We start from the raw sequence: 20,939 nt of genomic DNA, 5'->3' as shown, positions 1-20,939 counted from the left end.
ATATTAGAGATTTAGGAAATAGTGTTTTAGTTGTTGAACATGATGAAGATACGATGAGAGCTTCAGACTTTATTGTTGATATTGGTCCAGGGGCTGGTGTTCATGGTGGACAAGTTATTTGTGCAGGAACACCAGAAGAAGTTATGAACTGTAAGGATTCTATTACAGGACAATATTTATCAGGAAAAAGAAAAATTGAAGTTCCTAAAAAACGACGTAAAGGAAATGGCTTATTTATTGAAGTTAAAGGAGCTAAGGAACATAACTTAAAAAATATTAATGTTAAATTTCCTCTTGGTAAGTTCAATGTTGTTACAGGAGTATCAGGAAGTGGTAAATCAACATTAGTGAATGATATTTTAGGAAAATCATTAATGAGATATGTTTATCAATCAAAAGAGAGACCAGGTTTACATAAAGAAATCTTGGGAATTGAAAATATTGATAAAGTCATTGAAGTTTCACAAGATCCAATTGGAAGAACACCACGTTCAAATCCAGTAACTTATACAGGTGTCTTTGATGATATCCGTGATTTATTTGCACAAACAAATGAAGCTAAAATGAGAGGATATGATAAAGGAAGATTCTCATTTAACGTTAAAGGTGGTCGTTGTGAAGCATGTCAAGGTGATGGGCTAAAGAAAATTTCAATGCACTTTTTACCAGATGTCTATGTTCCTTGTGAACAATGTGAAGGTAAAAGATACAATGAAGAAACTTTACAAGTGACTTATAAAGATAAAAACATTTATGATGTTTTAGAAATGACAGTAGAAGAAGCGTTAGATTTCTTTGATAATTTACCAAAAATTAGAAATAAAATTCAAACACTTTATGATGTTGGTCTTGGTTATATTAAATTAGGACAAAGTGCAACAACACTTTCTGGTGGAGAAGCACAAAGAGTAAAACTTGCAAGTGAGTTACAAAAGAAATCAACAGGGAAAACAGTTTATATTCTTGATGAACCGACAACAGGATTACACAGTCACGATGTTGCAAGACTTATTGATGTTTTACAACGTATTGTTGATCAAGGAGATACAATTATTGTTATTGAACATAATTTAGATGTTATCAAAGTTGCAGATCATATTATTGATTTAGGACCTGAAGGTGGTGCTGGAGGAGGAACAATTGTTGTGACGGGAACTCCAGAAAAAGTAGCTAAATGTGAAAAAAGTTATACAGGTCAGTTCTTAAAATCAATGCTTTAAGGAGAAAAAAGATGAAATCAATTACAGTAGAAAAATTATTAGGGAATAATAAAAATTATCAACAAGTTACAGGAAATGAAGAATCTTTAAAAAGGGTTATTTTAACTGGTGAAATTAATCGACCAGGTTTTGAATTAGCAGGATTCTTTAAACATAGTGACTTTAGAAGAATTATTGTTTTTGGCGATAAAGAAATGGCTTTTATTGCTGAAATGACAGAAGAAAGACAAAAAGAAATCTTTCCATGTTTAATTAATGAAGAAGTACCTTGTATTGTGATTTGTAAAGGACACGCTTGTCCTGAAGTATTAAAAAATATTGCTGATGAAAGAAATTTTCCAATTTTTCAAACAGAAATGATTACGGGTGTTGTATCAAGTGAACTTATGAATACCCTAGAAGAAAAACTTGCAAGAGAAACATTAATGCATGGAGTTTTTCTAAATATTCATGGTAAAGGTGTCATTATTAAAGGTGATAGTGGAATTGGTAAATCAGAAATTGCCTTAGAATTAGTTAAAAGAGGACATTTATTAGTAGCTGATGATGCTGTAGAACTTTATCGTGTAGGACAAAAAATTGTTGGTAAAGCACCTGCTGTTCTTGCTAACTTATTAGAAATTAGAGGAATTGGGGTCATTGATGTTTCTAAAATGTTTGGTATTTCTGCTATTTTAGATAGAAATGATGTAGATTTAGTGATTCAATTAGAACGTTGGGTACCATCACGTGAATATACACGTGTAGGGGTTGAAGAAAATGATATTTCAGAAGATGTTTTAGGAATTAAAATTCCAAAAATAGTTGTTCCTGTATCAAGTGGTCGTAGTATGTCTGTTATTATTGAAGCTGCTGTTATGAATATGCGTTTACGTGACGTAGGTATTGATTCAAGTAAAGAATTTGTTGAACGTATTCTTAAAAATATTGATCATAATAAACAAGAACAATGAGATTCTTTCCAAGCTTTAATACCTTTATAGAAATTGGACCACTTTCTATACAATGGTATGCAATTTGTATATTAACAGGAGCAGCAATTGCTTATTATTTAGGACAATATCACTTTAAAAGATTAGGATATTCAAAAGAAGTACTTTCTGATTATGTTTTTGGTTTATTATTTGTAGGAATCATAGGTGCTAGAATTTGGTATGTCATCTTTATGTGGAATGAATTATATGCTAATAATCCAACAGAAATCATCATGATCAATCATGGAGGACTTGCTATTCAAGGAGGACTTATCACAGGACTTATTTATAGTTATTTCTTTTTTAAAAAAAGAAATATTTCATTTCTTGTTGCAGGAGATGCCATTATGCCAGGTGTCCTTATTGCCCAAGCATGTGGAAGATGGGGAAATTTCTTTAATCAAGAAGCTTATGGAAGTGCAGTTGATTTAAGTTTTTTAAAGTCATTACATCTACCACAGTTTATTATTGATAAAATGTATATTCATGGTCAATATTATCAACCTACATTTTTATATGAATCAATAGGATGTGTGATTGGTTTTTTGATTATTTTCTTTGTTATTAGAAAGTACCAACAAAAACAAGGAATTCAGTTTTTTACTTATTTTATTTGGTATGGATTTATTCGTTTTTTCATAGAAGCATTTAGAACAGATAGTTTATATGTTTTTGGTTTAAAAACTGCTCAACTTGTTTCTATTGTATTTGTTGTTGTTGGTTTAATAGGATTTATTTATTGTCATTTTAAAGGACAAGATGTATTAAAGAAAAGATAGTGCATAAGACTATCTTTTTTTTGTAAAATAGATATAATAATTAACATTAAGGAGAAAAGTATGAAAAAAGCAATAATTTTTGATTTAGATGGAACACTCTTAAATACTGATTTATTAATAAAAAAATCATTTATACACACATTTAAAAAATATAAACCAGGTTATACTTTAAGTGAAGAAGAACTCCTTTCATTTTTAGGACCTTCTTTAAAGAACACCTTTAGTCGTTATGTAGAAGAAAATCAAGTGGATGAATTAATTCAATACTATCGAGAATATAATCATGCACATCATGAAGATTATGTCACAATTTATCCATATGTTGAAGAAATGTTAAAATATTTAAAAGCACAAGGATTCCCTTTGGCTGTAGTAACAACGAAATATAAAGAAGCAGCTATTTTAGGATTAGATTTATTTAATATTACACAATATTTTGATGTCATTATTGGAGAAAATGATGTTAAACACTCTAAACCAGATCCTGAAGGTATATTGTGTGCTTTAAAAAAATTAAATTGCCAAGAAGGTTATTATGTTGGTGATAATGTAACTGATATTCAAGCGGGGAAAAATGCTGGAATTAAAACAGTAGGAGTGAAATGGTCACCTAAAGGATATGCTCTTATAGAAAAAGAACATCCAGATTTATTAATTAATGATTATCAAGAATTTATAGATTATATAAAGGAGAATGAAGAATGTTAGATTTAATAATTATTGGAGCTGGACCAGCGGGTCTAAGTGCTTGCTTATATGCTAGTCGTGCTGGATTAGATGTTTTAATATTTGATATGGCAGCCCCAGGTGGTAAATTAAATGTTACTGCACAAATTGAAAACTATCCTGGACTTAAACCAACTCCAGGTCCAGAAATTGCTTTTACAATGTATGAAAGTGCCTTGAGCTTTGGAGCTAAAATGGAATATGGTGAAGTTTTAGATATTAAAGATCATGGTGATTACAAAGAAGTTGTGACTACTAAACAAACATATCAAGCAAAATATGTTTTAATTGCGACAGGAACAAAAGAAAGACAAATGAATCTTGAAAAAGAAAACGAACTTGTTGGACGTGGAATTTCTTATTGTGCTGTCTGTGATGGTCCATTCTTTAAAAATCAAGAAGTTGCTGTGATTGGTGGTGGAAATTCAGCACTTGAAGAAGCTATGTATCTTGCAACATTATGTAAAAAAGTACATTTAATTGTAAGACGAGATGTTTTTAGAGCAGATAAAATTATTCAAGATCGTCTATCAAAAAATGAAAACATTGAAGTTCATTTTAAAAGAAAACCAGCTGTAATTTTAGAAGAAAATAATAAAGTAAAAGGTCTTGTTTTAGAAAATAGTGAAACAGGTGAAAAAGAAGAATTAATGGTCAATGGTATTTTCCCATTTATTGGGCTAGATCCAATGACACAATGTGCAAAGTCATTAGGAATTGTTAATACAGAGGGGTATATTGACGCTAATGAAAATATGGAAACAGCAGTTAAAGGAGTTTTTGTTGCAGGAGATGTAAGAAATAAGCAATTAAGACAAGTTGTTACTGCTACAAATGATGGTGCTATTGCTGGACAATACATTGCTTCATTAAAATAAAAGCTCAGATGGTCACATCTGGCTTTTATTTAGAGATGAATTTTGATAGAATAGATACGAAAATAGAAAGGGGAGGTATTATGGACAAAATTGAAATTGTTATTGTTACAGGAATGTCAGGTGCAGGAAAAACAACTGCAATGGCTGCTTTTGAAAATATGGCTTATTGTTGTATTGATAATTATCCTATTGCCTTATTAGGGGCTTTTTCAGAATTTTTAAAAGATAATACGAATTATCAAAGAATAGCCATGGCAGTAAGTTTAGCTGATGCACCAAAAGCTATTCGTTTTTTAAACAATGTAGATTGGTTAAATGTATCAGTTGTTTTCTTAGATTGTGATGATAATATTATTTTAAAAAGATATAAAGAAACAAGAAGAACACATCCTATCTTGATTTCTAATAAAGCTTCTACATTAGTTGAAGCTATTGAATATGAAAGAAAATTAGCAAGACCTATTTCTAAAGAAGCAAATGTGGTTATTGATACAACAAATCTAAAAGGAAATAAGTTCCAACAGTTATTAGAAAACCAATTCAATCACCAATCTATAGATCCATTTAGAATTAGTTTTGTATCCTTTGGATATAAACATGGAATTCCTAAAGATGCAGATTTACTTTTTGATGTGCGTTTTTTACCAAATCCTTTCTATATAGATGAACTTAGAAATTTAACTGGAAACGATAAAGAAGTTTATGATTATGTAATAGATAAACCTGAAACCCAAGTCTTTATTCAAAAAATGACAGACTTACTTGATTACTTATTAGAAGAATATGATAAAGAAGGGAAAACACATGTTGTCATTGGTATTGGATGTACTGGAGGACAACATCGTTCAGTGAGCTTAACAAATTATTTTGCTGATCACTATAGTCAAAAATATCATGTTCATCGTCTACATAGGGATGCTGTTCATTAATGAAAGTATCATTTGCTAGACAAGTTAAAGAAGAAGTTGTTTTTAATGATTTTGATATTTGTTGTCAAAAGGCTATTTTATCAGCAATTATCAAGGTTAATGGAACACTTTCTTTATCAAATCAAGGTTTATTGCTTACAATAAGAACAGAAAATGCGAAAATAGCGTCTAAAGTTCATAAAATGTTAAAAGAAGTGTATCATCCTCATATAGAGTTTCTCGTTTCAAGAAAAATGAAATTACAAAAAAATAATGTCTATATCCTTAAAGTTTCAAAAGCAAGAGAAATTTTAGATGATTTAGGTTTAATGAATGGATTAGGTTTTCATACACTTCCTAATAAAAAAATAATTCAAAAAGAATGTTGTAAAAGAGCATTTTTAGCAGGTATCTTTTTATCTGGAGGATCTGTGAATAACCCAGAAACCTCTAATTATCATTTAGAGTTATCTGTTGATGAAGAAGAATATGCATTATTTATTCAAGAACTAATGAATTATTTTCATTTAAATGCCAAAATGACAAAAAGAAGAAACAAATATATTATATATTTAAAATCGGCAGAGAAAATAGGAGACTTTTTAAGAGCCATTGGAGCAAGCCAATCGGTAATGAACTTTGAAAGTACTCGTATTGACCGTAGTATGTCAAATACTGTAAATAGGTGGAATAACTGTGATATTGCTAATGAGGTCAAATCAATGGCTTCTTCTAATAAACAATTAGAAGATATCAGCATTATTGAGATGTTTATGGGACTTGATATGCTTGATGAAAAAACGAGAACTGTCGCTTTGATTCGTAAAAAATATCCAGATTATACATTGAATGAATTGTGCAATGCTTATCAAGATGAAACAGGGCTTACAATTAGTAAATCAGGGTTACATCATCGTTTTAAAAAATTAAGTGAACAAGCAGCACAATTAATGCAAATGCAAAATGAATAAAGATATTCATATTTTATTTGGTTTACGAATTAAAGAATTAAGAGTGAGAGCACATATCTCTCAAGAAGAACTTTCATTTCGTTCAGGATTATCTAAAAATTATATTTCAGATGTTGAAAGAGGTACTAGAAATATTTCTTTAAAAGCTATTTCAAAGTTAGCAGATGGTTTGAAAGTAGAAGTGAAAGAGTTATTTAATTTTTCTAAATAGGAGTAAAAAAATGCCAATTTATCAAATTATTTTAGTTATTGCAGTTGTTATTTTAGTTTTAAGTTTACTTTTAAATTTATTATTTAGTCCCATTACATGGATCATTATCGCAATTCTTGTGATTTATTCTTTTATTAGAAGATATTTATATGAAAAACAATTAAAAGAATATAATGAAAGAATTGAAAAAGAGATGGCAGAGAAAAAAGCTGCGTATCAATCAGGTCAAGCTTACCGTAATGGGAGTGATGATGTTATTGATGTTAATTATGTAGAAAAAGATGAAAATGAATAAAAACTATTGACATTCAATTCATAGAGGTATACTATGATATCAACAATACAAAAAGACATTGAAAAGGAAAGTAATTTATTGAAAATGCATAGAGAGTTCTTGGTTGGTGGAAAAGAAACATGGAAGATAAATGAAAATGGCCTTGGAGTTGCATACCGAGCCCAAGTTGGTTAGGCTATGACGGATTCACCCGTTAAAGTGATAGAGTATGATGGTACTCGATGAGGAAATAATCGTGAGGTTATTTTAAATTAAGGTGGTAACGCGAGGTAACTCGTCCTTTGTATAAAGGACGAGTTTTTTGTTTGTTGTATTGTAATAAAAGAAAAAGGGGAAAAGAAAAATGAAAAAAGGATTAAAATTATTATTATCAGCAGCATTCGCATTATCAATTGCAGGATGTGCTAATGGATCATCAAATGATGACAAAACAATCAAAATAGGGGCAACAGCAATCCCACATGCTGAAATCTTAAACGATGTTGTTAAAGATGAGTTAGAAAAAGAAGGGTATACATTAGAAGTTACAGAATTTACAGATTATGTAACACCTAACACTTCATTAGAAGATGGAGATTTAGATGCTAACTATTTCCAAACATTAGCTTATTTAAAAGAACAAAATAAAGAAAGAAAATTACATTTAAAAGCAGTTGCTGGTATTCATTATGAAGCAATGGCTTTATATTCAGAAAACTTAAAATCATTAGATGATTTAAAAGATGGAGCAACAATTGCTGTACCAAATGATGGTTCAAATGAATCAAGAGCACTTGCTTTACTTGCTAAAAATAATTTAATTGAATTAAACGATGATGCACTTTATACAGCATCAAGTATTACATCAAATCCACATAATTATAAAATTGAAGAATTAGAAGCAGCCAACTTACCAAATAACTTACCAGATGTAGATGTTGCTGTTATCAATGGAAACTATGCATTAGAACATAATTTAGGAGATAGTGCAAACGTCTTATTAACAGAAAGCTTTACAGATGAAGAAGCACAACCATATATCAATTATTTAGTTGTTAAAGAAGGTAATGAAAATACAGCTAAAACAAAAGCATTAAAGAAAGCATTACAATCTAAAAAAGTAAAAAGTTATATCAAAAAATATAAAGGTTCTGTTCAAGCTGTCTTTACAGATCCTACAAAATAAGGAGATTTAAAATGAGTGTTATTTATTTAGCTGGAGGATGCTTCTGGGGCGTTCAAAAATATTTTGATCAATTTGAAGGAATTGTAAAAACTACAGTAGGTTATGCCAATGGACATACTGAAAATCCTAAATATGAAGATGTTAAAGCAGAAAAAACAGGGCATGTTGAAACAGTCAAAGTTGAATATGATGAAAGTATAAGAAGTTTAAGTCAAATATTGGATGATTATTACAAGATAATTGATCCTACTTCTTTAAATAAGCAAGGTGAAGATGAAGGTATTTCTTATCGTACAGGGATTTATTATACAAATGAAAATGATTTAGAAATTATTCAAAATAAAACAAATGAAATTCAAAAAAATTATCAAGGAAAAGTCGTTGTTGAAATACAACCATTAGATAACTTCTATAAAGCAGAAGAATATCATCAAAAATATTTAGAAAAAAATCCCCAAGGGTATTGTCATATAGGAAAATGCTTCTTTGGTTGAGAGGATGAGGTTTATGATTAAAATACAAAATTTATATAAAAGCTATGGTTCTTTAGAAGTTTTAAAAGATGTTTCTTTTCAAATTGAACAGGGAGATATTTTTGGAATTATTGGACAAAGTGGGGCAGGTAAATCTACACTGCTTCGCTGTTTCAATGGTTTAGAAAATTTTCAAAAGGGAGATGTGATTGTTGATGGACAAGCTGTATCTTCTTTAAATAAAAAACAATTAGGTTCTATTCAAAAAGAAATGGGAATGATTTTCCAAAACTTTAATCTTTTAAATAGATTAAATGTTTATGATAATGTTGCTTTACCATTAAAATTTTGGAAACAAGATCCACATAGTTTAGACAATAAACAAAGAATCGAAAAGCTTTTAAAACTTGTTGGTTTAGAAGATAAAAGCCATGCTTATCCTCGTCAATTAAGTGGAGGACAAAAACAAAGAGTTGCAATAGCGAGAGCACTTGTTTTAAATCCTAAAATTCTTTTATGTGATGAAGCTACATCTGCATTGGATCCACAAATTACAAGAGATATTTTAAATCTATTATTAAAAATTAATAAAGAGATGAATATTACAATTGTGGTTGTCACACACCAAATGGAAGTCATTAAACAAATTTGTAATAAAGTTGCATTTCTAAAAGATGGACGTGTGATTTCTGTTGGTAAACCAGAGGAACTTTTTGTTGCTCCAAATGAAGAAATACAAAAATTTGTAGGTGATGATATAGAAATATTGCCACAAACTGGTAAAAACATTAAATTATTCTTTACAAACAATAATTCAAAATCACATACGATTACACAGCTTGCTAGAACATTAGATATTAATTTTGATATATGCCAAGGAAAATTAGAAAATTTCAGAGGTTCAATGATGGGAAGTCTTATTATTAATATTGAAGAAAAGGATTTATTAGCTGTAGGAAATTATTTAAATCAAGAAGGTATTACATGGGAGGAAATTGTATGAGTGATGTTATTTTAAAAGCAACTTATGAAACATTATATATGGTCATTGGATCAACTTTATTTGCAGTTATTTTAGGTTTTATTCCAGCAATCATTTTAACACTTACCGCACCAGATGGTTTAAAACCCAATAAAGTCATTTATACAATTTTAGATGTTTTAGTGAATATCTTTAGAAGCTTTCCTTTTGTTATTTTAATGGTTATTGTGATTCCACTTACAAGATTAATTGCTGGTAAAGCAATTGGGACAACAGCAGCTTTAGTTCCTCTTACAATTTCAGCAATTCCTTTTGTTGCTAGAGTCATTGAAAGTGCCTTAAGAAGTGTAGATGTTGGTTTAATTGAAGCAGCTAAATCATTTGGCGCAAGTGATTTTCAAATTATATTTCATGTTTATTTAAAAGAAGCTATTCCAGCTATTTTATCAGGAATAACACTTACAATGATTAGCATTATTGGATATAGTGCAATGGGTGGTGCTTTAGGAGCAGGAGGACTTGGAGATATCGCTATTAGATATGGTTATCAAGCTTACAAGATTCCTTATCTTATTATTACAAGTATCATTCTTATTATCTTTGTTCAAATTATTCAAACGATTGGTAATCACTTATATAAAAAATTATCCTAAAAGACCCAAGTGGTCTTTTTTATGTTATGATTGAACAAAGGAGTGGGAATATGAAATGTAGAAATTGTGGAGCAGAAATAGGAAATAGTTTAGAATGTCATTTATGTGGACATAAACAAGTGGGAAAAATAACATGTCCTGTATGTTCAAAACTCATTTATCCTTATCAAGAATATTGTTCCAATTGTGGTAGCCCTACAATTTATCGTAATACGGAGACCATTAAAAAGATAACCCCTGATACTAGTGTACATAGTGAAGCAAGTCATAATTATCATACGGTTTCTGAAAGTTATGATTATAAAAAGAATGCTTATGATTATAAAGATTCTTTAAAGAAAGTGAAGCAGTATATACCAATTCAAAAGAATAATTTAAATACAGAAAAAAATAAATCTTTTATTAAGTCAATGATAGGTGTCATTATGTCTGTATGTTTTATTTTTATTCCAATTGTTGAAATTATTATAGATGCTATAAGTGGTGATGGTAGTGAAAAGGGTGATATCATTTCTTTTGATGATCATGGAAATAGTGAATTATCAAGTATACAGCTTCAACAAGACACTTCACGCAGTGATTATAATTATAATTTTATAAATGAAGAAAATGGTGCTTTTGTTTATCGAAATGAGCTATATGTTTCTTTAGAAAATGAATTAGTTAAATATAGTGCATCTTTTGAAAGAAAAGAAGTCTTAGAAGATGAAAACTGTGGTGACCTTTATGTAGATGAAAGAGGTTGTTTTTATAGAAAATATGATGAATTTATTTATTTAAATATATATGGAGAAAAGAAGGTTTTATTAAAGGGTGTTGATCGTTGTTATGTGGATGGACAAAATATTTTTTATACGAAAGAAGATAAGCTCTATTGTTTGGTAGTTGATCAAAATATGAATACTGTAACAAATAAAAAGCTTTTAAAAAATGTAATGTATTTCTATATAGATAATGTTAATCAATGTATTTTATATTATGATGACGACTATGATACATATTTAACTGATTATCATGGAAATGTAATTAAGAAAAAACTAGATCAATATGAAAATTGTTATTTTTCTAATGGACTTCTTTATTATCAAGATTATGATGGTATTTATCGTATTAATTTACAAAATAATACTAAAAATAAATTGCAATCAATGGATAATATACATTGTTTTGGGATTGCAAATGATCAAGTCAATCAACAAGAAATCAATTATATGATAGATTATGATGGTTTATTAGAAGCACATATAAATGATGATGTCTATCATATTTATGATGATGCCAGTGATTTCTTTATTGTGGGAGATAAAGTAGTTTTCATTACTTACGATGATAATGATAACCCACATTATTTTATAAGTACATATGATGGAATGTATGCTCCTTTACAAGAATGACAATTTAGTCATTCTTTTTGTTTTGTGACTGTGGTAGAATAAGGTCACTAGGAGTGATAAAAATGTATTGTAGTCAATGTGGAACATATGTCGAAGATGATATGCTGTTTTGTCCTCAATGTGGAAAACAGTTAAAACCTATAAAGAAGGTTTGTGTTCGTTGTCATATACCATTAGCTGAGAATGAAGAGATTTGTCCTGCTTGTGGTATGAAACAAACACCAGAAGAAATTATTGAAGAAGAGGATCCTTATAAAGGATATTGGAAAAAGCCAATACTTTGGTTTATTTCAGGTGTTTTATGTTTAGCAGCTGTTTTTCTAGGAAATTATATAGTCAATCATCCATTACAATCAGCTTCAAATCAACAAACCAACTATACCCTAAAAGGAAAAGTAAGTACTTATAATGTATCAGCTAATAATCAAGCAGGTGGACAATATCTTAAAGATAGTAAACATCTCTATTATGTTGTAAATAATCAACTTTTAGTAAGTGATTTAGATCAATTAGATACTAGTGAAGTATTAATAGAAGATTGTGTTGGATATTTAAGTATTGAAGATGATATTCTTTATTATTGTGATACAAACTATAATTATCAAGCTTATGATTTAAATCATAAAACTACAACACAAATTCTTGAAAATGTGTACTATCCTATTATTAAAGATCATGTGATTTATTATCAATTAGATCAAGATCATGAAAGTCTTTATCGTTATTCATTAGAAGATCAAACAAATAAAAAATTAAATGATGAAACTTCTTATGATCTTACAATAGATGGTGATTATATTTATTATTTAGCAAAAAATGATGAACAATATGCTTTAAAAAGAATGACAATTAATGGTGAAAATGTTGAAACGCTTTATGAAAAACAATGTACTTTTACACTTGATAAAAATAATATTTATTTAACAAATCAATCTCAAATTATAAAAATAAATAAAAAAACATTAAAAGCGAAAACATTAAAAAAAGTAGAAAATCGTGCAATTGCCTTAGTCAATAATAATATTGTCTATGCTTCAAAAACACAACTTAAAATGATGAACTTAAAAGGAAAAGATGATCAGGTTTTATTTAAAAATATTGTTGTATCAGATTTACAAGTTTTAGGATCTGATATATTTACACAAGGATATAGTCAAGATGGTGGACTTAAATATATTGTTTTTAATATTCAAGGACAATATAAATCATTAAGTGAAGAAGCAACACAAGACTTTGAAAATTTACAAGATGTATAGGAGAATAAAATGAAAGTATATGAAATATTAGAAGCAACACATGGAACTTTATTATCAGGAAATAAAGAAGATGATATTTGCTTTTTTAGTCAAGATAGTCGACAAATGGAAAATGGAGGAATGTATATTCCTTTAAAAGGTGAAAGATTTGATGGGCATGATTTTATTGAAAGTGCTTTTCAAACAGGAGCAACAGCAATTATTACAGCTAAAGATGTTAGTTACCCAGATAAAATTGTGATTAAAGTAAAAGATACCTATCAAGCTTTAAAAGATATGGCCATTTATTTAAGAAACCATCGTCCTGTAAAAGTTATTGGAGTTACAGGAAGTGTGGGGAAAACAAGTACCAGAGATATGGTTTATAGTGTTGTTAAACAAAAATATAAAACATTAAAAACAGATGGAAACTACAACAACGAAATTGGGTTACCTCTTACAATCTTAAGATATCATGGTGAAGAAGTCATGGTTTTAGAAATGGGAATGAATCATTTAAATGAAATGTCAAGATTATCAATGATTGCTCATCCTGATGTAGCATGTATTACGAATGTTGGAACAGCACATATTGGTGAACTTGGAAGCCGTGAAAATATTCTAAAAGCTAAATTAGAAATTACAGATGGTATGAAAGATCAAACTACTTTGATTATTAATGATGATAATGATATGTTACACACAGTTGATTTACCTCGTTTAAATGTTGTTAGAGTAGGAAAAAATAAGACTGCTTCAATTCAAGCAAGTGATATTGAATTATTTGAGGATAAAAGTACTTTTATCGTTCATTATCATGGACAAAGTGAAGAAATCATTGTTCCTGTTCAAGGAGAACACAATGTTTCTAATGCTTTAATTGCGATTGCTGTAGGTTTAGAATTAGATATTTCTTTAGAAGATATTAAAAAGGGAATCCAAGAATTTGAATTAACTAAAAACAGAATGGATATTGTTGAAAAAAATCATAAAACAATTATTGATGGAACTTATAATGCCAGTGTAGATTCAATGAAGTCTAGTATTGATGTACTAGCAAATTATAAAAAACGTAAAGTAGCTATTTTAGCAGATATGTTGGAACTTGGAAGTTATAGTCAACAACTTCATGAAGAAGTTGGTAATTATATAGCTGCTAAAAAAATAGATGTTTTGATTTGTATTGGTAAAGAAGCAAAATATATGTCTCAAAAAGCTAAAGAAAATATGGAAAATGTTTATTATTTTGCAACTAATCAAGAAGCTATAAAACAATTAGAAGATCTTTTAAAAGATGGGGATGTGATTTTAGTAAAAGGAAGTCACTCTATGAATTTAAAAGAAATTGTAGAAAAGATATAAATTATGAAAAAAAAGAAAAAATTAAAACTAAAAAAACCTTTTCAACTTATTTTAACAGCTTTATTATTTTTACTTGCTTTTTCATTTTATCAACTTATTAAAAATCAATTTAATCAAGAGAATAAATTGGTATCAACTCAGGTATTGAATTATGAAGATTTAATGCTAAAATATGCAAGGGAAAATAATATAGAAGAATATTTAGGATTATTACAGGCTATGATGATGCAAGAATCAGGGGGACAAGGAAATGACCCAATGCAATCATCAGAATGTGAATTTAATACACAATTTGAAAAGAAACCAAATGCTATCAATAACCCCGAATATTCTATTCAAGTAGGTATTCAATATTTTGCTAAATGTTTAGAAAAAGCAAAAGTAACATCTTTAAAAGATGAAAAAGGTATCTTTTTAGCCTTACAATCTTATAATTATGGTATTGGATATATAAATTACATTGAACAAACAGACAAGCAATATACTTATCAAAATGCTATAGATTTTTCTGAAAAATGTAAAAAGGATTATAACGTATCAGTCTATGGAGATAGTAAGTATGTATATCATGTTTTAAGATATTATGAAGATACTACTTTAGTAGATGATTGGTTAGAATTATATCGTTAAGGAGATTATTATGAAACAAAAATTGATGGTTGTTTGTGGTGGAAAATCGAGTGAACATATTGTTTCTCGTATGTCTTGTACATCAGTAATGAATAATTTAAATAAAGAACATTATGATGTGACATTAGTAGGAATTGATCAAGATGGATCTTGGTATTTATTAGATCAAGATCAAGCTGATTTAGCTCAAGATACTTGGTTAGAAAATTCTCAAGCTCTTCAAGATGTTTTTGGTTTATTAAAACAACAAGATGTTGTTTTACCAATTTTACATGGAGCTTTTGGTGAAGATGGAACAATCCAAGGTTTATTTGAATTAGCAGGTGTTCCTTATGTTGGATGTCGTGTTTTAGCTTCAGCAGTATCTATGGATAAAATCTATACAAAGAAGATTTTAGAAACTGCAGGAATTCCCCAAGTAAAATCTTTATATGTTAAAAAAAGATATGATGGAAAACTTGTTGTTGTCAATAAACAATTTGATGAAATTGAAGATATTGAAAAAACAGTGGAAGAAGAATTAGGGTTCCCATGTTTTATTAAAGCAAGTCGTTCAGGTTCAAGCGTTGGATGTTATCGTTGTGATCATAAAGAAGATTTAATGACTAAACTTATTGAAGCTTCAAAATATGATCGCCATATTGTTGTAGAAGAGTGTGTAGATTGTATTGAACTTGAAACAGCTGTTTTAGGAAATGATGATCCAGTTGTATCACGTGTTGGACAAATCATGCCTCATGGTGAATTCTATACTTTTGAATCTAAATATGAAGATGAAGAAAGTAAAACATGTATTCCTGCTTTAGTTGATCAAGAAATTCAAGATAAGATTCGTGAATATGCTTTAAGAGTATTTAAAGCAGTTGATGGACATGGTCTATCAAGAGTTGATTTCTTCTTAGATAAGAAAACAAATCAAATCTATTTAAATGAAATCAATACTTTACCTGGATTTACAAAGATTTCTATGTATCCACAATTAATGAATGATTTTGGTATTTCTTATAGTGAATTATTAGATAGAGTCATTAAACTTGCTTTTGATAAATAGATTATGTTCCTATTGTACATTCGTACAATAGGATTTTTTTCCTGAGGGAAGCTCTTTTTTATCGGTTTATTAAGTCCACATAATATTGTGGATTTTTTTATTTTGTCAAAAAGTGGTCAAAGTATAGGCAAATACATTTTGTGTAGAAAAGGCTATAGTAAAGACAAGAAAGGAGGAGAAATAAAATGATGTTAACAAAAGATTTTTTATCTAATTGGGAGGATTATGGATTGGTACAAAATATTCAATTTAATCAAAAATTTGGTCTTGACGAATTAGAATATTGCTTTAATTCCAATGAAGGATTTCCTAAGATAGGAGTAGGATATAGTTTAAGAAGAGAGCAACTACAATCTGGTGGTATATTTAGTAAAAAATATGAGGATTGTCTTGTATTAATGACAACAGAGATTGAGGGGTGTGCTGGTTTTGTCTTTACAGTCAAAACAATGGGAAATATTACGAAATTATCAATTTATAGATTAGGAACAGGTGCAAGTCAAGCTCAAATTAACAAGAAAAATAGAAGAATGAGAGGTGGAACAGTAAGTAAAATTGCGGGGCTTATGACAAAAGTTGATTCATCAGCAATGGAAAGGGAAAATTTTTATTACTATGCAGTAATTAATGTCATCAAGGATTTATTTCTTTCTTAGAAGTATTTGTTTATGCATTGGTTAAACAACTTGTTAAAATTGTGGTTATAGTGATTATACGAAAGATATAGAAGATACATATCTATGTCCCAAATGTCACGATTTAATGAAATAATAAAGAAAGAGGAGAAAAAATATGAAAAAATTTTTTAATAGAGTAAGAAGTTACCTATCAGATCATTTTACATGTTCAAATCCAAATTGTGGATATGAAACATATGTGAAAGTAATTGGAAATACTTATAAATGTCCTGAATGTGGTGGGACTATGTATCGAGATTAAAAAGGAGAAGCAATATGAAAAAAATTGTAATTTATACAAGATATAATATTTGGAGATGTCCGAATTGTGATTATGTGACAGAATATGATGGCTCAGGAAACAAAAGATGTCCAGTTTGTGGTGCATGGATGATGGAAGAATAATTTTTAATAAAATTCATAAAAGAGAGCAATTACTAAATGCAAATTGGTCTCTTTTTACGTATACGATATATTATAAAAAAATTAACATCATTAGTGAATGCATAACTTGTACATATACAAAATATTTCATTTGGAGTAAATGTCAATGTTATTTATTTTATCTGCAGGCGCTTTTGTAGGAATTAAGAAGTATAAAAATATTTAAAATTTTAGAAGAAGAAAATCAGTTTAGATTTTTTTCTTTTTAAATAGATAAAATAACATCATTGTGATAAAAAAATATCGATTTATAAAATTACGTTAAAGACATTGACTTTAGTAAAAAAAAAGTCTAACATTACAAGTAACCATAAAATAAATACTTCGATAGGAACTAGTAAGTACTATTTCAAGGCGTAGAGAGATTCTGGTTGGTGGAAAGAATTGTTTGAGTAATACTGAACTCATCCTTGAGTGGAGCGCTGAACTTAAGTAGGTGGCTACGGTGTGCAACCGTTATTTTGCAAGAGTATGAACTATTATGTAGCGTACTTAGCGAGGTGGATAAAGTGATTTATTCACAAATTGAGGTGGAACCACGAAGTAATATAGCTCTCGTCCTCAAAATGGCCGGATTGGCTATTTTGAGACGGGAGTTTTTTTTATAGTATTAAGGAGGAAATGGAAATGAATTACGAAAAGTACAAGAGATTTGAAACAATTAAATTAAAAGACCGTACTTGGCCTGATAAAACAATTGAAAAAGCACCAATTTGGTGTTCAGTTGATTTAAGAGATGGAAATCAAGCTTTGATCACACCAATGAAAATAGAGGAAAAAGTGGAAATGTTCCAACTTTTAGTAGACTTAGGATTTAAAGAAATTGAAGTAGGTTTTCCTTCTTCAAGTCAAATTGAGTATGATTTCTTAAGATTATTAATTGAAGAAAATTTAATTCCTGATGATGTGACTGTTCAAGTATTAACTCAAGCAAGAGAACATTTAATTAGAAAAACATTTGAATCATTAAAAGGATTAGATAAAGCTATCGTCCATGTTTACAATTCAACTTCTATTTTACAAAGAGACGTTGTCTTTAACAAAGATAAAGATGAAATTAAACAAATTGCAATTGATGGTGTTCAATTAGTAAAAGACTTATCAAAAGAATTTGAAGGAAAAGTGATTCTTGAATATTCACCAGAAAGTTTTACAGGAACTGAAGTTGATTATGCAATGGAAGTATGTGAAGCTGTTATGGATGTATGGGGAGCAAGTAAAGATAATAAAGTAATTATCAATTTACCTTCAACAGTAGAAATGGATACACCAAATGTTTATGCTGATCAAATCGAATGGATGTGTCGTAACTTCAAAGACCGTGAAAGAGTCATTGTTTCTGTTCATCCTCATAATGATAGAGGTTGTGGAATTGCTTCAACTGAACTTGCTTTATTAGCGGGTGCTGATCGTGTTGAAGGAACATTATTTGGTAATGGTGAAAGAACAGGAAATGTTGATGTTGTGACTGTTGCTTTAAATATGTTTACACATGGTGTAGACCCTCAATTAGAATTAGGAAGTATTAATGATATTAAACATGTTTATGAAAAATGTACAAAAATGGATATTCCACCAAGACATCCATATGTTGGACAACTTGTCTTTACAGCATTCTCTGGAAGTCATCAAGATGCAATCAATAAAGGAATGCATGCTTTAAGAGAAAGAAATTCAAAAATGTGGGAAGTTCCATATTTACCAATTGATCCAAGTGATTTAGGTAGACAATATGAACCAATTGTTCGTATTAATTCACAATCTGGTAAAGGTGGGGTTGCTTATGTTATGGAAAGCATGTATGGTTATCATTTACCAAAAGGATTACAAGTAAATTTTGCAAAAGTGATTCAAGATATTTCTGAAGAAGAAGGGGAAGTTTCTCCAGAAAGAGTTTATGATACATTTATTGAACAATATGTAGATATTAAAGAACCATATGAATTTATTAAACAAAAATTAATTGATATTTCTGAAGATGATTCTGAATTTGAAAGAAAAGCAGAAATTACATTAAAAGATCATGGTGAAGTAAGAACAATTGTTGGTTATGGTAATGGACCAATTGATGCTGTTAAAGATGCATTTAACGAAAATGGCTTTGTTTATACACATTTCTTAGATTATAGTGAACATTCATTATCATCAGGATCAAGTTCTAAAGCTGCTGCTTATGTTTATTTAAGAGTTAAAGGAAGTGCTGTTCAAGAATATGGAGTAGGGGTACATCCAAATATTACAACAGCAACAATTAAAGCTATTATTTCAGCTATGAACAGAATTCATAAACAATTAAAAAAATAGGGAGGATTAAAACATGGATAGACTTGTTTTGTCATTACTTGTTGAAAATAATCCAGGGGTTTTAAACCGTGTTGCTGGTTTATTTAGTAGACGAGGATATAACATTGAAAGTATTTCAGTAGGACAAACAAATATTAAAGGAATGTCACGTATGACAGTTGTATCTACTGGTGATGAACAAATTTTAACGCAAATTGAAAAACAATTAGGGAAACTTGTAGAAGTCGTTGAAATTGAAAAACTTGAACAAGATGATTCGGTTTATCGTGAACTTGTATTAATTAAAGTAGATGCAAATGCTGATCAAAGAACAAATATTAATTCAATTGTTGATATTTTTAGAGCACATATTATCGATGTTTCACCAACTTCATTGATTATTGAAGTTACTGGAAATACAAGAAAAGTCAATCAGTTATTAACGATGTTAAATGGGTTCCACGTGACAGAAATTGCACGCACTGGACTTGTTGGAATGCATCGAGGAAGCCAAGAAGATTAAGGGGGATATTTAAAATGGCAAAAATTTTTTATGAATCAGATTGTGACTTATCATTATTAGATGGGAAAACAGTAGCCATCATTGGATACGGATCACAAGGACATGCACATGCATTAAACTTAAAAGAATCAGGAGTAAAAGTCATCGTAGGATTATACGAAGGATCAAAATCATGGAAAAAAGCTGAAGAACAAGGATTTGAAGTATATACTTCAGCAGAAGCTGCAAAAAGAGCAGATATCATCATGATCTTAATCAATGACGAATTACAAGCAAAATTATATAAAGAATCAATTGAACCAAACCTAGAAGAAGGAAACATGCTTATGTTTGCTCATGGATTCAATATTCATTTCAATCAAATCGTACCACCAAAAAATGTTGATGTAACAATGATTGCACCAAAAGCACCAGGACATACAGTAAGAAGTGAATATCAAGCAGGAAAAGGAACACCATGTCTAGTAGCTGTAGAACAAGACTACACAGGAAAAGCACAAGACATCGCCTTAGCATACTCATTAGCAATTGGAGGAGCAAGAGCAGGTGTACTAGAAACAACATTCAGAACAGAAACAGAAACAGACTTATTTGGAGAACAAGCAGTTTTATGTGGTGGAGTATGTGCCCTAATGCAAGCAGGATTTGAAACATTAGTAGAAGCAGGATATGATCCAAGAAATGCATACTTTGAATGTATCCATGAAATGAAATTAATCGTAGACTTAATCTATCAATCAGGATTTGAAGGAATGAGATATTCAATTTCAAATACAGCAGAATATGGAGATTATATTACAGGACCAAAGATCATCACAGAAGATACAAAGAAAGCAATGAAACAAATCTTAAAAGATATCCAAGATGGAACATTCGCAAAAGACTTCTTATTAGACATGTCAGCAGCTGGAGGACAAGCACATTTCAAAGCAATGAGAAAATTAGCTACAGAACATGAATCAGAAAAAGTTGGAAAAGAAATCAGAAAATTATATTCTTGGTCTGATGAAGATAAATTAATCAATAACTAATCAACACACTTTAGTGTGTTGTCATTGGAAAGTCGTGACTTTCTAATGACAACCTACTAAGGTTAAAAATGAAG

23 protein-coding genes, 1 pseudogene and 2 other annotated features are annotated in these 20,939 nt (G+C 29.4%); all 24 genes and pseudogenes read left to right on the top strand.

Features of this window, described 5'->3' with window-relative positions; translation table 11 throughout:
- A pseudogene (locus tag ACLVEP_RS08375) lies at nt 1-1,220 on the top strand (excinuclease ABC subunit UvrA); the annotation flags it as partial.
- An 11-nt stretch (nt 1,221-1,231) separates the two neighbouring features.
- A complete protein-coding gene (hprK, locus tag ACLVEP_RS08370) occupies nt 1,232-2,173 on the top strand; it encodes an HPr(Ser) kinase/phosphatase (protein WP_317999823.1) in 942 nt (313 codons plus the stop codon).
- A complete protein-coding gene (gene lgt / locus ACLVEP_RS08365; RefSeq protein ID WP_412584146.1) occupies nt 2,170-2,973 on the top strand; it encodes a prolipoprotein diacylglyceryl transferase in 804 nt (267 codons plus the stop codon). The genes hprK and lgt overlap by 4 nt, the downstream gene beginning before the upstream one ends.
- A 60-nt stretch (nt 2,974-3,033) precedes the next feature.
- Nucleotides 3,034-3,681: a pyrophosphatase PpaX gene (gene ppaX / locus ACLVEP_RS08360; protein WP_412584144.1), complete on the top strand. Its 648-nt coding sequence runs from the start codon at nt 3,034-3,036 to the stop codon at nt 3,679-3,681.
- Nucleotides 3,675-4,577 (top strand): thioredoxin-disulfide reductase, encoded by a 903-nt coding sequence (gene trxB / locus ACLVEP_RS08355; protein WP_412584142.1) that lies wholly within the window; start codon nt 3,675-3,677, stop codon nt 4,575-4,577. The genes ppaX and trxB overlap by 7 nt, the downstream gene beginning before the upstream one ends.
- A gap of 80 nt (nt 4,578-4,657) precedes the next feature.
- Nucleotides 4,658-5,506, top strand: coding sequence for an RNase adapter RapZ (gene rapZ, locus ACLVEP_RS08350; RefSeq protein ID WP_412584140.1), 849 nt, complete (start codon nt 4,658-4,660; stop codon nt 5,504-5,506).
- Nucleotides 5,506-6,456, top strand: coding sequence for a DNA-binding protein WhiA (gene whiA / locus ACLVEP_RS08345; RefSeq protein ID WP_412584138.1), 951 nt, complete (start codon nt 5,506-5,508; stop codon nt 6,454-6,456). Before rapZ ends, whiA begins: the two co-directional genes overlap by 1 nt.
- Nucleotides 6,449-6,667 (top strand): helix-turn-helix domain-containing protein, encoded by a 219-nt coding sequence (locus ACLVEP_RS08340; protein WP_022001629.1) that lies wholly within the window; start codon nt 6,449-6,451, stop codon nt 6,665-6,667. Before whiA ends, ACLVEP_RS08340 begins: the two co-directional genes overlap by 8 nt.
- A 10-nt stretch (nt 6,668-6,677) precedes the next feature.
- Nucleotides 6,678-6,962 carry a hypothetical protein gene (locus ACLVEP_RS08335; RefSeq protein WP_119362710.1) on the top strand — a complete coding sequence of 95 codons (285 nt, stop codon included), beginning with the start codon at nt 6,678-6,680 and terminating at the stop codon, nt 6,960-6,962.
- Between the two features lie 49 nt (nt 6,963-7,011).
- Nucleotides 7,012-7,247 (top strand) — a binding site (T-box leader).
- A 58-nt stretch (nt 7,248-7,305) separates the two neighbouring features.
- Complete coding sequence (locus tag ACLVEP_RS08330) at nt 7,306-8,127, top strand: MetQ/NlpA family ABC transporter substrate-binding protein (protein WP_412584135.1); 822 nt, start codon at nt 7,306-7,308, stop codon at nt 8,125-8,127.
- Between the two features lie 11 nt (nt 8,128-8,138).
- Complete coding sequence (msrA, locus tag ACLVEP_RS08325; protein ID WP_412584133.1) at nt 8,139-8,621, top strand: peptide-methionine (S)-S-oxide reductase MsrA; 483 nt, start codon at nt 8,139-8,141, stop codon at nt 8,619-8,621.
- A gap of 13 nt (nt 8,622-8,634) precedes the next feature.
- The gene (locus ACLVEP_RS08320; protein WP_412584130.1) at nt 8,635-9,603 is read left to right on the top strand and encodes a methionine ABC transporter ATP-binding protein; all 969 of its coding nucleotides are present in this window, start codon (nt 8,635-8,637) and stop codon (nt 9,601-9,603) included.
- On the top strand, nt 9,600-10,235 hold the full coding sequence (locus tag ACLVEP_RS08315) for a methionine ABC transporter permease (protein ID WP_412584128.1): 636 nt from the start codon (nt 9,600-9,602) through the stop codon (nt 10,233-10,235). Before ACLVEP_RS08320 ends, ACLVEP_RS08315 begins: the two co-directional genes overlap by 4 nt.
- 50 nt (nt 10,236-10,285) lie before the next feature.
- A complete protein-coding gene (locus ACLVEP_RS08310) occupies nt 10,286-11,629 on the top strand; it encodes a hypothetical protein (RefSeq protein ID WP_412584126.1) in 1,344 nt (447 codons plus the stop codon).
- 62 nt (nt 11,630-11,691) lie between these two features.
- Entirely contained in the window at nt 11,692-12,885 is a 1,194-nt protein-coding gene (locus ACLVEP_RS08305) for a DUF5050 domain-containing protein (protein ID WP_412584124.1), read from the top strand.
- Between the two features lie 9 nt (nt 12,886-12,894).
- Nucleotides 12,895-14,226, top strand: coding sequence for a UDP-N-acetylmuramoyl-tripeptide--D-alanyl-D-alanine ligase (locus ACLVEP_RS08300; RefSeq protein WP_412584122.1), 1,332 nt, complete (start codon nt 12,895-12,897; stop codon nt 14,224-14,226).
- Between the two features lie 3 nt (nt 14,227-14,229).
- Complete coding sequence (locus tag ACLVEP_RS08295; RefSeq protein ID WP_412584120.1) at nt 14,230-14,856, top strand: lysozyme family protein; 627 nt, start codon at nt 14,230-14,232, stop codon at nt 14,854-14,856.
- Between the two features lie 10 nt (nt 14,857-14,866).
- Nucleotides 14,867-15,907: a D-alanine--D-alanine ligase family protein gene (locus ACLVEP_RS08290; RefSeq protein WP_412584118.1), complete on the top strand. Its 1,041-nt coding sequence runs from the start codon at nt 14,867-14,869 to the stop codon at nt 15,905-15,907.
- 185 nt (nt 15,908-16,092) lie between these two features.
- Entirely contained in the window at nt 16,093-16,563 is a 471-nt protein-coding gene (locus ACLVEP_RS08285) for a hypothetical protein (RefSeq protein WP_412584116.1), read from the top strand.
- Between the two features lie 136 nt (nt 16,564-16,699).
- Nucleotides 16,700-16,846 (top strand): hypothetical protein, encoded by a 147-nt coding sequence (locus tag ACLVEP_RS08280; protein WP_412584114.1) that lies wholly within the window; start codon nt 16,700-16,702, stop codon nt 16,844-16,846.
- Between the two features lie 14 nt (nt 16,847-16,860).
- Nucleotides 16,861-16,989, top strand: coding sequence for a hypothetical protein (locus ACLVEP_RS08275; RefSeq protein WP_318000744.1), 129 nt, complete (start codon nt 16,861-16,863; stop codon nt 16,987-16,989).
- Nucleotides 16,990-17,343: 354 nt separating this feature from the next.
- Nucleotides 17,344-17,594: a binding site (T-box leader), on the top strand.
- Nucleotides 17,595-17,655: 61 nt separating this feature from the next.
- Nucleotides 17,656-19,332, top strand: coding sequence for a 2-isopropylmalate synthase (gene leuA, locus ACLVEP_RS08270; protein ID WP_412584112.1), 1,677 nt, complete (start codon nt 17,656-17,658; stop codon nt 19,330-19,332).
- Between the two features lie 13 nt (nt 19,333-19,345).
- The gene (ilvN, locus tag ACLVEP_RS08265) at nt 19,346-19,834 is read left to right on the top strand and encodes an acetolactate synthase small subunit (protein ID WP_412584109.1); all 489 of its coding nucleotides are present in this window, start codon (nt 19,346-19,348) and stop codon (nt 19,832-19,834) included.
- A 14-nt stretch (nt 19,835-19,848) separates the two neighbouring features.
- On the top strand, nt 19,849-20,865 hold the full coding sequence (gene ilvC / locus ACLVEP_RS08260; RefSeq protein ID WP_412583135.1) for a ketol-acid reductoisomerase: 1,017 nt from the start codon (nt 19,849-19,851) through the stop codon (nt 20,863-20,865).
- Nucleotides 20,866-20,939: the final 74 nt, after the last annotated feature.

Origin of the sequence: Faecalibacillus sp., from assembly GCF_047023275.1 — a bacterium.
Classification (GTDB): domain Bacteria; phylum Bacillota_I; class Bacilli_A; order Erysipelotrichales; family Coprobacillaceae; genus Faecalibacillus.
The sequence above is the reverse complement of the archived record's forward strand: the minus strand, read 5'-3'. Positions and strand labels throughout refer to the sequence as shown.